14 protein-coding genes are annotated in these 13,432 nt (G+C 64.7%); 8 read left to right on the top strand and 6 right to left on the bottom strand.

The annotated features are described in order from the left end of the window. Positions 1-9 precede the first annotated feature (9 nt). Positions 10-945, bottom strand: coding sequence for an ABC transporter ATP-binding protein (locus GQO94_RS15960; protein WP_156842436.1), 936 nt, complete (start codon positions 943-945; stop codon positions 10-12). 98 nt (positions 946-1,043) lie between these two features. Between GQO94_RS15960 and GQO94_RS15955 the strand changes: the two genes are divergently transcribed. Beyond that, entirely contained in the window at positions 1,044-1,283 is a 240-nt protein-coding gene (locus tag GQO94_RS15955) for a zinc-finger domain-containing protein (RefSeq protein ID WP_156842435.1), read from the top strand. A gap of 19 nt (positions 1,284-1,302) precedes the next feature. Here the strand turns inward: GQO94_RS15955 and GQO94_RS15950 are convergent, their stop codons facing one another. Beyond that, complete coding sequence (locus GQO94_RS15950) at positions 1,303-2,019, bottom strand: CPBP family intramembrane glutamic endopeptidase, BDIM_20840 family (RefSeq protein WP_156842434.1); 717 nt, start codon at positions 2,017-2,019, stop codon at positions 1,303-1,305. 113 nt (positions 2,020-2,132) lie between these two features. Here GQO94_RS15950 and tldD point away from each other — a divergent pair, with 113 nt between their 5' ends. The 3 genes from tldD to GQO94_RS15935 all read left to right on the top strand — a co-directional run bounded on the left by tldD (position 2,133) and on the right by GQO94_RS15935 (position 4,520). Further along, positions 2,133-3,557 (top strand): metalloprotease TldD, encoded by a 1,425-nt coding sequence (gene tldD, locus GQO94_RS15945; protein WP_156842433.1) that lies wholly within the window; start codon positions 2,133-2,135, stop codon positions 3,555-3,557. Positions 3,558-3,652: 95 nt separating this feature from the next. Next, positions 3,653-4,066 carry a hypothetical protein gene (locus GQO94_RS15940; protein ID WP_156842432.1) on the top strand — a complete coding sequence of 138 codons (414 nt, stop codon included), beginning with the start codon at positions 3,653-3,655 and terminating at the stop codon, positions 4,064-4,066. Positions 4,067-4,103: 37 nt separating this feature from the next. Beyond that, positions 4,104-4,520 carry a DoxX family protein gene (locus tag GQO94_RS15935; RefSeq protein ID WP_156842431.1) on the top strand — a complete coding sequence of 139 codons (417 nt, stop codon included), beginning with the start codon at positions 4,104-4,106 and terminating at the stop codon, positions 4,518-4,520. Between the two features lie 43 nt (positions 4,521-4,563). Here the strand turns inward: GQO94_RS15935 and GQO94_RS15930 are convergent, their stop codons facing one another. Next, positions 4,564-5,985 carry an MATE family efflux transporter gene (locus GQO94_RS15930; protein ID WP_156842430.1) on the bottom strand — a complete coding sequence of 474 codons (1,422 nt, stop codon included), beginning with the start codon at positions 5,983-5,985 and terminating at the stop codon, positions 4,564-4,566. A gap of 108 nt (positions 5,986-6,093) precedes the next feature. Between GQO94_RS15930 and GQO94_RS15925 the strand changes: the two genes are divergently transcribed. Then, positions 6,094-7,170 carry a PLP-dependent cysteine synthase family protein gene (locus GQO94_RS15925; RefSeq protein ID WP_156842429.1) on the top strand — a complete coding sequence of 359 codons (1,077 nt, stop codon included), beginning with the start codon at positions 6,094-6,096 and terminating at the stop codon, positions 7,168-7,170. 39 nt (positions 7,171-7,209) lie between these two features. Here GQO94_RS15925 and GQO94_RS15920 read toward each other — a convergent pair whose 3' ends face one another. The 3 genes from GQO94_RS15920 to GQO94_RS15910 form a co-directional block, all read right to left on the bottom strand. Further along, entirely contained in the window at positions 7,210-8,103 is an 894-nt protein-coding gene (locus GQO94_RS15920; RefSeq protein WP_156842428.1) for a pirin family protein, read from the bottom strand. Between the two features lie 156 nt (positions 8,104-8,259). Continuing rightward, entirely contained in the window at positions 8,260-8,655 is a 396-nt protein-coding gene (locus GQO94_RS15915; protein WP_198045996.1) for a nuclear transport factor 2 family protein, read from the bottom strand. Positions 8,656-8,741: 86 nt separating this feature from the next. Beyond that, complete coding sequence (locus GQO94_RS15910; RefSeq protein ID WP_156842426.1) at positions 8,742-9,488, bottom strand: SDR family NAD(P)-dependent oxidoreductase; 747 nt, start codon at positions 9,486-9,488, stop codon at positions 8,742-8,744. Between the two features lie 715 nt (positions 9,489-10,203). Here GQO94_RS15910 and GQO94_RS15905 point away from each other — a divergent pair. Genes GQO94_RS15905 through GQO94_RS15895 form a run of 3 tightly spaced genes read left to right on the top strand, consistent with a single transcriptional unit; the run spans position 10,204 to position 13,376 of the window. Continuing rightward, positions 10,204-11,679 (top strand): FAD-dependent oxidoreductase, encoded by a 1,476-nt coding sequence (locus GQO94_RS15905; RefSeq protein ID WP_156842425.1) that lies wholly within the window; start codon positions 10,204-10,206, stop codon positions 11,677-11,679. 60 nt (positions 11,680-11,739) lie between these two features. Beyond that, positions 11,740-12,468 (top strand): SDR family NAD(P)-dependent oxidoreductase, encoded by a 729-nt coding sequence (locus GQO94_RS15900; RefSeq protein WP_156842424.1) that lies wholly within the window; start codon positions 11,740-11,742, stop codon positions 12,466-12,468. Between the two features lie 32 nt (positions 12,469-12,500). After that, positions 12,501-13,376 (top strand): MFS transporter, encoded by an 876-nt coding sequence (locus tag GQO94_RS15895; RefSeq protein WP_198045995.1) that lies wholly within the window; start codon positions 12,501-12,503, stop codon positions 13,374-13,376. The last annotated feature ends 56 nt before the right edge of the window (positions 13,377-13,432 follow it).

Below are 13,432 nucleotides of genomic sequence, written 5' to 3'. Positions count from 1 at the left end.
TTGGGCGCGCTAGGCCGCACTGCTCGTCAGCGATACGAAAACGTCTTCCAGATCCGCTTCGCGGGTCGTCACGTCGACGATCGAGAAGCCCTGTTGCTGGACCGCGGCAAGCACGCGCCCGGCATTCGACTTGTCCTTGTCGTACGTGATTTCGATCGTGCGTTCGCCCGTCTTCTCGCTCTTGAGAAAGGCGGCGTCGACCGGCAGTTGGCCGAGATCGCGGTCGAGCGTGAGAACGACGACCTTCTCGCGCGCCATCTCGACCAGTTCGCGCGTGGTCTTGTTGGCGATCACTTCGCCGTGGTTGATGATCGCGATCCGGTCGCACAGCGCCTCGGCTTCTTCGAGGTAGTGCGTCGTCAGCACGATGGTGACACCCTCGTTGTTCATTTCGGTGACGAGATCCCACAGCTGCCGGCGCAGTTCGACGTCGACGCCCGCGGTCGGCTCGTCGAGCACCAGCACCGGCGGCGCGTGGACGAGCGCCTTGGCGATCAGCAGACGCCGCTTCATCCCGCCCGAAAGCGTGCGTGCATAGGCATCGCGCTTGTCGGCGAGGTGCACCGCCTTGAGCAAGTCCTCGCTGCGCCGCAGGGCTTTCGCGACGCCGTAGAGCCCGCCCTGGATCTCGAGCACCTCGAACGGGGTGAAGAACGGATCGAACACGATCTCCTGCGGCACGATGCCGATCGATCGCTTGGCGTTGCGCATGTCGCGATCGATATCGAAGCCCCAGACGTCGATCGTGCCGGCCGTCTTCTGGACGAGGCCCGCCATGATGTTGATCAGGGTCGACTTGCCAGCCCCGTTGGGGCCGAGCAGCCCGAAGATGCCGCCTTGCGGCACATCGAAGGAAACCCCCTTCAGCGCCAATTTGGCCTCGCCGCCCGCGGGGGCATAGCGCTTGACGACGTCGCGGATCGAAATGGCAGGAGAACTGGTCATGCGGGCAAGCATGTGGCTTGTACGGTCGCATTGGTAAAGGGGCCGAGCGATGCATTCCCATCTGGAATTGCACGCGCGCCGCTGATAATGGCTGCGGGATGAGCAGCGTGCCCGAAACCGTCCACACCGAATCCCGCCGCGTCTGGTGCGACGGCGCCACCGACATTCGCGCCGGCGCCGCGCTCGGCCATCCGCGCGTCTACATGGAAATCGACCAGCGGGGCTACGTCGACTGCGGCTATTGCGACCGCCGCTTCGTGCTCAAGGGCGAACAGGAACGCGGCATCAACGAAGTCATGCCGGGCGATCTTCCGGGTGCGGGCGACGCGGTCGCCTGAGCCGTGACCTGCTGAGGCATCAGATCAGCAGGCCGATCGTGTTGCCGAAATTGTGGAGCAGGATCGGCAGCAGCAGACTGCCGGTTCGCAGCCGCAGCCAGACCGCCAGGAACGCCGGCACAGCCGTCAGCGCCATCGTGATCGGATCGAAGGCGAAGCCATCGGCACCGTAGCCGAAGGCATGCGCCAGACCGAACAGCGCGCTGGAGAACACCGCGCTCCATCCCCATTCGACACCGATCCAGCGCCAGCGGCCCGCAAACGCCCGATCGAACGCGTAGAGCAGCAGACCGCGATAGAATAGCTCCTCCTCCAGGCCGGGCATCGTCGCCTGGAACGCGATGTCTTCCGTCGTGGGCGAGCCATTGTCGAAGGCGAGGCCGATGGCGACGAAAAATCCGAGGTAGAGCAGCGAAACCGGCACGGCTGACCGCCCGCTTTCTTTCGCCTGGGACAGGGTCAGCCCCACGCGGCGCCATCCGAAGGCCGCCTGTCCCGCGATGACCAGCGATGCCGTCAGCGCCAGCGCCTTGCCCTGCCAGTTCCAGTCCGCATCGGGCCACGCGCCAGGAAGCAGTCCGTAGACGTTCGTCAGCAAGGCATCGTTGAGCAGGACGAGAAGCGCGCCGATCGCAAGCCACCCGAACGAGGTCCGCTTGCGATCGACAAGGCCAACGAAGGCTCCAGCCAGAAGCAGCATCGCGACAATCGCAGCGATGCCGATCAATCCATTCATAGCGCGCATCCATCGTTGGACTTCGCCGCTTCGGGTACGGCCTGCCTCCCGATCCGACAAGCGCCGCGAGGCGATGACTTTCGGTTTGCGATCGGCCCCCTATATTCGGAAGCATGGCAACAGCACCCGACCCCCGCTCGCTCATCTACCGCAACGGCTTTTCTCCGGAGGAAGCGCAAGCGCTCGCCGCCGAGACGCTCAAGACGTGCGACGACGGCGAACTCTACATGCAGTTCATTGCCTCGGAGAGCTTCGGCTTCGACGATGGCCGGCTGAAAACCGCCGACTATTCGCGCGATGCGGGCTTTGGCTTGCGCGGCGTGTCGGGCGAAATGACCGGTTTCGCGCATGCCAACGAGATCAGCGGCGCCGCGATCCGCCGCGCGGGCGAAACGCTGCAGCTGCTCGACCCGTCGAGCGGGATCCGCCCGGCCCCGCCGCGCCTCAGCAACCGGCATCTCTACACCGATGCCTCGCCGCTCGACGCGATCGAGTTCGGCGAGAAGGTGAAGCTGCTCGAAACCATCAACGCCGCCGCACGCGCCCGCGATCCGCGGGTCGCGCAAGTGAGCTGCTCGCTGTCGGCCTCGTGGTCGGTGGTCGAGATCGTGCGCGCCGATGGCTTCCTGGCCACCGACATCCGCCCGCTCGTCCGGCTCAACGTCGGCATCGTCGCCGAGGCGAACGGTCGCCGCGAAAGCGGCAGCTTCGGCATGGGCGGCCGCTGGCTTTACGACGATCTGTTCAAGCCCGATAACTGGAACCGCGCGATCGATGAGGCGCTGGCGCAAGCGCTGATCAATCTCGACAGCGTCGATGCCCCGGCGGGCGAGATGACCGTGCTGCTCGGCCCCGGCTGGCCCGGGGTGCTGCTCCATGAAGCGGTCGGCCACGGCCTCGAGGGCGATTTCAACCGCAAGGGCACCAGCGCCTTTTCGGGCAGGGTCGGCGAACGCGTCGGCGCGCCGGGCGTGACCGTGGTCGACGACGGCTCGATCGCCAATCGCCGCGGCTCGCTCTCGATCGACGACGAAGGCACGCCGACGCAGGAGACCGTGCTGATCGAGGACGGCATCCTCAAGGGCTACATGCAGGACCGCCTCAATGCCCGCCTCATGGGTGTCGAGGCGACCGGCAATGGCCGCCGCGAGGACTATGCCCACGCCCCGATGCCGCGCATGACCAACACTTTCATGCGCTCCGGCAACGACGATCCCGCCGAACTGCTCTCGCGGGTCAAGAACGGCATCTTCGCCAAGAGCTTCGGCGGCGGGCAAGTCGACATCGTCTCGGGCAAGTTCGTGTTCTCGTGCACCGAGGCCTACAAAGTCGAGAACGGGAAGATCGGCGCTCCGATCAAGGGCGCGACGCTGATCGGCGATGGCCCCACCGTGCTCAATCGCGTGGTTGGCATCGGCAACGACATGGCGCTCGACGAAGGCGTCGGCGTTTGCGGCAAGGGCGGACAAAGCGTGCCCGCGGGCGTCGGCCAGCCGACGCTGCTGATCGATGGATTGACCGTGGGCGGTACGGCCTGATGCAGACGATTCCGTCACCCGATTGAGCGGCCTTTCAGCATGAGTTCAGGGCCGTTGTGTTATCGAGAAGCATAAATGCTCCCTGGAGAACAGACATGAAAAGGCTCGCAACGCTCACTGCTACCGCCCTCACCGCCGCCGCACTCCTTTCAGCGCCCCCCGCACTGGCTCGCGACCGGGTGAACGGCGAGGAAAAGCTCGCAAAACTACTCGAAGGTCGCGAGGCCGGAGAGCCGGTGTCGTGCCTGCCCTTGTGGCAGACGCGCGAATCGCAAGTGATCAACAAGACCGCCATCGTCTATGGTCGCGGCAATACCATCTGGGTGAACCGTCCGACCAACGCCGATCGTCTCGACGATCGTGACATCCTCGTCACCGACTTGCGCACCAGCCAGCTCTGCAATGTCGATACCATACAGATTCGCGATCGCGGACCCGGCTTCTTCTGGCGCGGTTTCGTCGGCCTTCAGGACTTCGTGCCCTATCGCAAGGTGGCTTCGGCCAATTGATCGCTTCGGCACTGATGCGTAGCGACTGCGCCGGCGAATGAGCGCCGTGACGCCTCGCGCAGTCGTACGCGTCGTACTGGGAACCGCTTACGCCGCGGCGGGGGTGTTGCACCTCGCCTCGCCCGGCCCGTTCGTTTCGATTGTCCCCGAATGGGTGCCGGCACCTGCCACGGTGGTCGCACTGACCGGTGTAGCCGAGCTTGCCGGGGCTGTCGGCCTCGTCCAGCCATTCGTGCCGCCCTTGCGGCGGCTCGCGGGGTGGGGGCTGGCCGCTTATGCGCTGTGCGTCTGGCCGGCGAACGTGCAACACATGCTGATCGACATGGCCCAGCCCGATCACGGCCTGGGCCTCAGCTATCACATCCCGAGGCTGGCATTTCAGCCGGTGCTGATCTGGGTGGCGCTGTGGGCCAGCAGCGTGATCGACTGGCCTTTCGCTCGCAAGCGCCGCTAGAGAGCGGCCCGCGCGGCTATCGTTTGCCCTGCGAACGGGCGCGTCAGGCCGGGGCCGCTTCGGGTCGCGCCTCGCCCGCTTCCGCCCGGCGCGCTGAGCCCGACCAGAAGATCTTCCAGGCAAATCCCGCCGCGACCAGTCCGCCGATCAGGTTCGCGGCCAGTTCGCCGAAGAACACTCCGCTCTCGCCCCAGCTCGGCCGCAACAGCCAGGCGACCGGGATCATCACCAGCGCGACCCGGCCCACCGATTGCAAGAGCGCGGTGTTCGCGCGGTCGACGGCGTTGAACGCGCCGTTGGACACGATCTGGACGCCGTAGGCGGCGTAGCCCCACACCGCGATCGAAAGATACGTCGCCAGCGATTGCTTGATCGAAGCCTCGTCGGCAAAGAACGCGCCCACGGCATCGCGCGCGAAGAACAAGCCGACTGCCGCGAGCAAGCCGTAGACGAGGCAGAAGCCGCAGGACCACAGCATGGCCAGGCGCACCCGGTCGAATTGTCTGGCACCCCAGTTCTGGCCGACGATCGCGCCGATCGAGCTCGACAGGCCGAGCAGGGGCACGACCGCGAAAGTCTCGACGCGTCCGCCCGCACCGAAGCCCGCGACCGAGGCCTGCCCTTGCGTGGCAACGAGTCCGGTCAGCACGGCAAGGCCCAGCGGGTTGATCGCATTGGAGAACGCCGCCGGCCCTGCCACGCGCCCGAGCGCCACCAGCTCTCGCCGCCTGGGCGTGCGCCCCAGCCCGCGCGGGTGGAACGGCAAGTCGCTGCTCTGAAGCAGCACGAAGGCGAGAATGCCGCCGCACAACCAGCCGGTGATCGTCGCGTAGGCGGCGCCGGCGATGCCGAAGCCCCCCCAGCCAAAGGCACCGAGCACCAGCAGCGGATTGAGCGCCACGTTGACGCCGGCATAGACCAGCAGGATCGCCGCCGCGCGCCGCGCCGCGCCCTGCCCGCGCAAGGCTCCGCTGATTCCCATCAGGAACAGCAGCAGCGGAAAGGCGAAGGAGAACGGCTTCATGTACAAGTCGATCAGCGGGAGTAGCGCGCTGTTGGCCTCCATCAGGCGGAAGAGCGGGCCCCTCAGCAAGTACAGCGCCAGCCCCACGGCAAGGCCGACGATCCCCGACACGGTGATGCCCAGCGTCGCCACGTCGCGCGCGCGCTCGCCTTCGCCCGCCCCGATCGCGCGGCTGACGACCGAGCTGATCCCGGCGATGACGCCGACGCCGAGGCTCGATAGCGCCATGCTGACAGGGAAGATGAAGCTTACCGCCGCCAGTTCGCGTGCGCCGAGCCGGCCGATGAAATAGGCATCGACCAGCCCCACCGACATGATCGCGGCGACGCCGATCATCATCGGCAGCGTCTGCGCTACGAGGTGCTTGGGAATCGACCCGCTCGCGAACCGCGCAGTGGGTTCATCGTGCTGGGGGTGATCCTGCTTGGGAGTGGTGGGCATCTGCAACGGGTTCCTGGGGCAGCAACGTGTCGCGCATGGCGATGTTCCGCCGCCTCTGGCTGCCCGAAAGTCTTGGCAGGTGCGGGCGAAGCGGCCAAAGCGGGTGCGATGACTCATGACGCCAAACCACCCCGCATAGACCGCGCCTGGCTGGACGAGGCGATGCGACGCATTGCCGCCGATGCCAATCGCTCGGCCGACACGCACCTGATCCACGTGCCGCTTCGCTCGGTGGCCGGCATCGACCTCTATCTCAAGGACGAGAGCTCGCACCCGACCGGCAGCCTCAAGCACCGGTTGGCGCGTTCGCTGTTTCTCTATGCACTGGTCAACGAGCGTATCGGGCCCGACAGCTGCGTGGTCGAAGCCTCTTCGGGATCGACCGCCGTGTCCGAAGCCTACTTCGCCAAGATGCTGGGGCTGCGCTACATCGCGGTGGTGCCGGCGACGACCGCGGAAGCGAAACTCGATCTCATCCGCTTCCAGGGCGGCGAAATCCACAAGGTCAGCGATCCGCGCACGGTCTACGATGTCGCCGCAAGGCTCGCGGCCGAATGCGGCGGGCATTATCTCGACCAGTTCACCAACGCCCACCTCGCGACCGACTGGCGCGGCAACAACAACATCGCCGAATCGATCTTCGCGCAAATGGAGCGTGAGGCGCATCCGATCCCCGCGTGGATCGTGTGCGGCGCCGGCACCGGCGGCACTTCGGCGACGATCGGCCGCTTCATCCGCTATCGCGGTTTCGCGACGCGCCTGTGCGTCGCCGACCCGGTGCATTCCGTGTTCCACCGCCACTTCGAGGAGCCGTCGGTCACCGCGCTCCCCGAAGGCTGTGCTGCGCTGATCGAGGGCATCGGCCGCCCGCGCGTGGAACCGAGCTTCATCGCGGGCGTGATCGACCGGATGATCGCGGTGGACGATGCCGCGAGCCTTGGCGCGATGCGCGCGCTGTCCGATCATCTCGGCCGCCGGGTCGGCGGTTCGACCGGGACCAACCTCGTTGCCTGCGCGCAGCTCGCCCGCGAAATGGTGGCGGCGGGCGAGCACGGCGCGATCGTCACGCTGCTGTGCGACGGCGGCGAGCGCTATGCGGCCACATACTACGACGACGCCTGGCTCGGCGCCAAGGCGCTCGACTGGAAGCCGCACGCGGCGGACATGGCCGGGTTTCTGGCCTAGCTGGCCCCCGTGCGCTAAGCGGAGGCGATGTCGCCCTGCTCAGGACATGGGCGGCGCTGGCGGGGCCGGTTGATCGGGGAGCGGAATGCATTCCTCGTCGTCCGCATCGGGCAGCTTCATTCGTCCCGCTTTCCAGTCCGCCGCCGCTTGCCCGAGCCGCTCCTTCGATGAAGACACGAAGTTCCAATAGAGAAACCGCTCGCCCAGCGGCTCACCGCCCAGGACCATGACGGTCGATGCTTCCGCCGCCGTGATCCGCGAAGTGCCGCGATCCAGCACCAGCATCCGCCCCGCATCGTACCGGTCGCCATCGACCTCAAGCGCGCCGGTGGCGATATAGACCGCCCGTTCGCTATGATCGGCGGGGATTTCGGCGCTGGCCCCGGCATCCAGATCGAGATGCGCGTAGAACAGCGGCGAAAGCGTGCGGGCGCCGGCCGTCAGGCCATAGGCGGTGCCTGCGATCAGGTGTCCGCTGACGCCGCCCTCGCGCCATTGCGGAATGTCGCTCTCGCCGTGATGCGAGAACATGGGCGCCATTTCCTCATTCTCTTCCGGCAGAGCGACCCAGGCCTGGATACCGTGGATGCGATCGCCTTGCGCGCGCGCATGCTCGAAGCGCTCGCTGTGCGTGATGCCGCGCCCGGCAGTCATCCAATTGACTTCCTCGGGCCGGATCGACTGCTCGTAGCCCAGGCTGTCGCGGTGCATGATGTGGCCGGAGAACAAGTAGGTCACCGTGGAAAGCCCGATATGCGGATGCGGACGCACGTCGACTTTGCGATCGACGCCGGGCGCCAGATCGACAGGGCCGAAATGGTCGAAGAAGATGAACGGCCCCACCATCCGCCGCTTCGCGAACGGCAGCACTCGCCCGACCTCGAAATTGCCTCCGAGGTCGCGGCGGCGTTGTTCGATCACGAGTTCAACCATTCCATCCCTCCAGCATGCGCGCGCCAGGCGCTCCGCCATGAAAGCGCTTCGCTCTCACCAATTTGTGCGTTCCGCCGTGCATTGCAATTCACCAGCAGCGACTGCCGTCTTGCCCTTCGGAACCCCGCATTTTCCTCTGAGGCGTCTCCTGAATGACTAGCTCAAAATGAGCTCATTATAGTGGTAGGTGTCCAGATATTCGGTGCACCGCCACAGCTTGCCATCGCGGATGGTCAAAACGAACAGGTAATGATTGTTATAGATCGCCCCATCTGCGCGCTTCCCCGTGCTTTCGAACTCCGCACACACCTTGTCCCCTTCGGCGATCAGTTGCTTGAGATCGATCCGCATGCCGTCGACCAGCCGGGCAAGGATCGTATCTTCCGTCAGGCGGGCCAGAGCCTCCTTGCTGTAAGTGCCGGTAAGCGGCGAGTGCCCCCCGACCGTCCAGACCGCATCGTCGGCGAGCATGGTCCAGGCCTCTTCCGGCCGGTTGTCCGACACGGCCTGGAAATAGCGCCTGACGAGCGCCTTGTTCTCTTCCGCCCCCATTGAGCCTTCTCCTCTCGCTATCATGGTCACCCCCTGGTTCGCTCCTCGGGGCACCCGCACTCCCACACAGTCCAAGCAAACGAATGTCAGACGTGACGGCCAGCACCGCCCCCGATCATGATCGTCTCGCCAGTGATGAATGAACCGTCGTCCGAACACAGCAGGTTGGCGGCACCAATCAGTTCGCCCATGCGGCCTTGCCGGTGGATCAACTGGTATTCGTTGATGAAAGAACCGGCGATCTCCCCCGGAACATCCGCGAGGACAGTCGCCGAATCCATGAAGCCGGGAGCGATCGCGTTCACGCGGATATTGTCGGGCGCAAGCTCTTCCGACATCGCCATGGTGAGCCCGCGGATCGCAAGCTTGGTAACGCCGTAGGCGGTATTCACGACATAGCCGGCAACCGAGGAAAGGTTGAGGATCGCGCCGCCGCCCCGCTTACGCATCTCGACCGAAGCGAGCGTGCTGCAATTGACGACGCCCAGCACGTTGGTCTCCAGGATCATGCGCCACTTTTCGGGCGATAGGGCAGTGCACGGCTGATTGAATTCATATTGGTGGCGTGCCGCGTTGTTGACGAGAATGTCGATCCCGCCGAAACGGTCCGCTACGCACTCGATCGCTGCAGCGATCGATGCGCGGTCCGTGACATCGCAACGAACCGCTAAGGCGCTAGCGTCCGCAAAACGCCCCGCCGCCTGCTCCGCCTCGTCAACATCTATATCGGCCAGAACGACACGCGCGCCTTCCGCCGCAAATCCGCGCGCCAGCGTTTCTCCGATACCACGCGCTCCGCCAGTGACGAACGCGACCTTGCCGTCCAGCTTCATTCCTCATTCCCTGATCCATGCGCCCTTGATCGTGAGCGACGCTCAATTCCGGCGACGGCTTTGTTGCGCCAGCTTCGGTCCGCCCGATATCTGCCGAAGGCGCATTGCCAGGCACACGAACCGAAAGACTTGGTGGATGCGATCCCATCGCCTTGCAGGGCAATATTGCATGCACTTTGCCTAAGCAGCAAGTCGGGTCTTTCGCGGTTCATCGATCGCGGAACGGAGGTGCTAGGCCACCAAGTCGCGCCCTGACGTCGAAGCCAGAACGAAGGAGCCAGGGCGTCCAGGTCACAATTTTCCCGTCCTGCCAGGTCGCGTGCCTCTGACGGTCACGAACCGCAACATCGACGCAGCGCGAGCGATGGAAGGGCGATTGTTTCCCGCACTGCGCCGCTATCGGGGCGGACGGTGAGCACCGCGAGACGGGGCTGCACGACCTCCACGAAAGCGTCCCCTCGCCCGTCATCGATGACAATCGCATACGGGAAGGACGTCGGCATAGTCGGTATGGATCTGCCCATCGACTGGCCTCGACCGCTCCTGGCAGGCTTGGCCTCATCGCCACCGGTCCGGGCCGCGCCAACTCCGTTTTCCGCCCAATCGCCAAAAAACATTGCATGCAATACGCGGGATTGCTAATCGTTTCGGCCAGCAAGCATGATTTTGCATCGATCTTCGCGCCTGGCGCGCGGAGGCATGAAGGGAGATTTTTATGGCCGTCGACATGGTAGTTATTGGCTGCGGAGTTGCTGGTCTTTCCGCAGCAGTTTCTGCCGCCGAAGGCGGCGCGAAAGTTGCGGTGCTTGAGCGTGCACCCATGGCTGAACGCGGGGGTAACTCGCGCTATACCGAAGCGTGGATGCGCATGAAGACCGAAGACGAAGTCGCCGACGATCTCGTCGATCTCTTCATCGAACGCGGTCATGGCGCCATCGGCCCGGAAATGTTGAAGGAAGTTTCCAACGACTACGAAAACTGGCCGCAAAATGTCAAGGCGTTTCCTTTCAACGACCCCGAAATCGTGATGGCGCTCGCGGACAATGCGCCGGAAACGATGCAGATGCTGCGTCGTCATGGTGTGCAGTTCACGTTTCACAGCCCGATGCTGCTGCAAAAGGGGCCGGAACGCATGGGCCCGTCCGGCGGCGGCCTCGCGATCGTCGAAGCGCTCGTGGCCGCGGCCGAGAAGCTGGGAGTCGAGTTTCACTACGAAACGACGGGCCGCTCATTGCTTTTGAACGATGCGGGCGATGTGCGCGGTCTGCGCTGCTGGTCGAAGGCAAAAGGTAACTTCGCGCTGGAGGCCAAGGCGGTGGTGGTCGCTTCGGGGGGCTATCAGGGCAATCTCGAGATGATGACGCGTTACGTGGGCAATAATGCCCATCTTACACGCCCTGTTTCCCCCGGCGGCGTCTACAATAAGGGCGAGGGCATCGAGATGATGCTTGCGCTGGGTGCCGCGCCTGCGGGCCAGTTCGACATGTTCCATGGAGAGCCGGTCGATCCGCGCTCGCCCCGGCATGAAGCGCTGATTGCCGTCGTGAACTACGGCGTTCTCGTCAATGTTCACGGTAAGCGGTTCATGGACGAGGGATCGAACCGGTACGAGCTGATCTACGATGAAGTGTCGTGGACGATCATGCGCCAGAAGCTTGGCATTGCGCACCTGATTTTCGACAGCCGCCTGTTCGACATCCCCAATATCCGCACGCGCATCAAGACGGATCAAGAGCCGATCCGCGCGACGTCGGTGGCCGAAATGGCGAAGAAGATCGGTGTGCCGGAACGCGCGCTCATCGAAACGATCCGCAGCTACAATGCGGCGACCGTGGACGGCGATTACGACACCACGCGTCTTGATGATCTCTCCACCGAAGGGCTGGCATTGCCCAAGTCGAACTGGGCGCGTCCGATCGACGAGACCGATCTCTATGCCTATCCGATCATGTGCGCGAACACCTTTACCTGCGGCGGGGTGAAGATCACCAAGGATGCCGAAGTGGTGAATCGCGATGGCGCGCCGATCCCTGGTCTTTATGCCGCGGGCGAGACGGTCGGCCTCTACTACAATCTCTATGTCGGTGCGACGTCGGTGCTGCGCGGTCTCGTCTTCGGTCGTCAGGCGGGGCGGCATGTTTGCAGCACGCTCGGCCTGTCCGCGCCGGATTCGCAATCGGCGGCCGCCTAATCCTCAGGTGAGAGAGAGGCCGAGGCCGGCGTCAATGCCGCCCGGCATGGGAGAGAATTGATGGGTTTGCTGCACGACAAGGTTGCCGTGATTACGGGCGCCGCACGCGGTCAGGGCGAGGCGGAAGCCCGCCTGTTCCACGCCGAGGGGGCCAGCGTCATCCTCACGGACATTACGGACTCCGGCGCCAGGATCGCGGAGGAGCTAGGCGATCGCGCCGTCTTCTGTCGCCATGACGTGTCTTCCGTCACGGATTGGCAGCAGGTGGCGCAAGTGGCACGCGACAACTTCGGGCGGGTCGATATTCTCGTCAACAACGCCGGCGTCACGGGATACGAGCCCGTGGACGCGATCGATCCGGCCGCGATGCAGCGCTATCTGGATATTCACCTGTTTGCCGCCCTCCACGGAATCCAGGCGATGGTCCCGCTGATGACCGCAGGCGGCTCGATCATCAACGTTGCGTCCACCGCAGCGCTGCGCGGCTACCCGCATTATGTCGGTTACGGCGTCAGCAAATGGGCGTTGCGCGGCCTCACCCGCTATGCCTCGCACGATCTTGTGGGGCGCAACATCCGCATCAACACAATTCTGCCGGGCGGCGTGGAAACGCCGATGCTGCTGCGCGACGACGATGGCGACCTCATCGACGCCGCGCGCGCGGCCGTGCCGATGAAGCGCTTCGGCACGGCTGAGGAACTGGCGCAAACGGCGCTGTTTCTGGCCTCCGACCGCTCTTCCTACACTACAGGCGCCGAATTCGTGGTCGACGGTGGTCTCAACGCATGACGTCCCAAGGGTCGGGTAGCCGACCAGGGCGCTTGAAGGCGGTTGCCGGTGGTGCGGCCGGGAATTTTATCGAATGGTTCGACTGGTTCCTGTTCGTATCCTTCTCGCTCTACTTCGCGCCCATTTTCTTTCCTCCGGGCGATCGAACCGTGCAACTGCTGCAGTCGGCGACCGTACTTGCGATCGGCTTCGTCGTGCGTCCGCTGGGCGCTCTGGCGTTCGGGCTCCTTGCCGACAGGCGCGGCCGACGTCTGGCGCTGGCGCTGTCGGTCGCGCTGATGTGCTTTGGCTCGCTGCTGATCGCGGTCACGCCGGGTTATGCCGAAATCGGGATTGCCGCGCCCGCGCTGCTGCTGATTGCGCGATTGGCACAGGGGTTCAGTGTCGGCGGCGAATATGGCTCGAGCGCGACCTATATCAGCGAGATGGCGGGGCGGCGGTATCGCGGCTTGTGGTCCAGCTTTCAATGCGTCACGCTCGTTCTGGGGCAACTGGCGGCGTTAGCGCTGCTGCTTCTGCTTCAGGCGGTGCTCAGCGTTGATCAAATGAGTGCCTGGGGTTGGCGGGTCGCGTTTCTCGTCGGCGCAGCGCTGGCTGTCGCCGTATTCTATCTTCGCCGCGAACTGCCCGAGACCCAGGCTTTTCGCGAGCAGCGCAAGGCCGCGCCGCCCAAAGTGCCGGCGCTGAAGCTTTTGAGTGAGCATCGCCGCGAGACTTTGCTGGTGTTCTGGCTGACGGCGGCAGGCAGCATCGGCTTCTATATCTTCATCGGTTACATGCAGAAGTACCTGACGCTCAGCGCGGGCTTTTCGCCGGCTACCGCGAGCGCGATCACCGCGGCGGCTGAGAACGGCGGTGCAAAATTAGACCACGGTAGCGGCGGCGAAGTGCTGCTGCGGGCGGCGTAAAAGTCGTCCACTTTTTCCCTTTCGCGATGGCGGCGAGGGGGATGAGGGATTTACAC

It is taken from the genome of Novosphingobium aquimarinum (assembly GCF_009746585.1).
GTDB classification, from domain to species: Bacteria; Pseudomonadota; Alphaproteobacteria; order Sphingomonadales; family Sphingomonadaceae; genus Novosphingobium; species Novosphingobium aquimarinum.
Note: the sequence above shows the minus strand (reverse complement) of the source record. Positions and strands in the feature narration are given on the sequence as shown.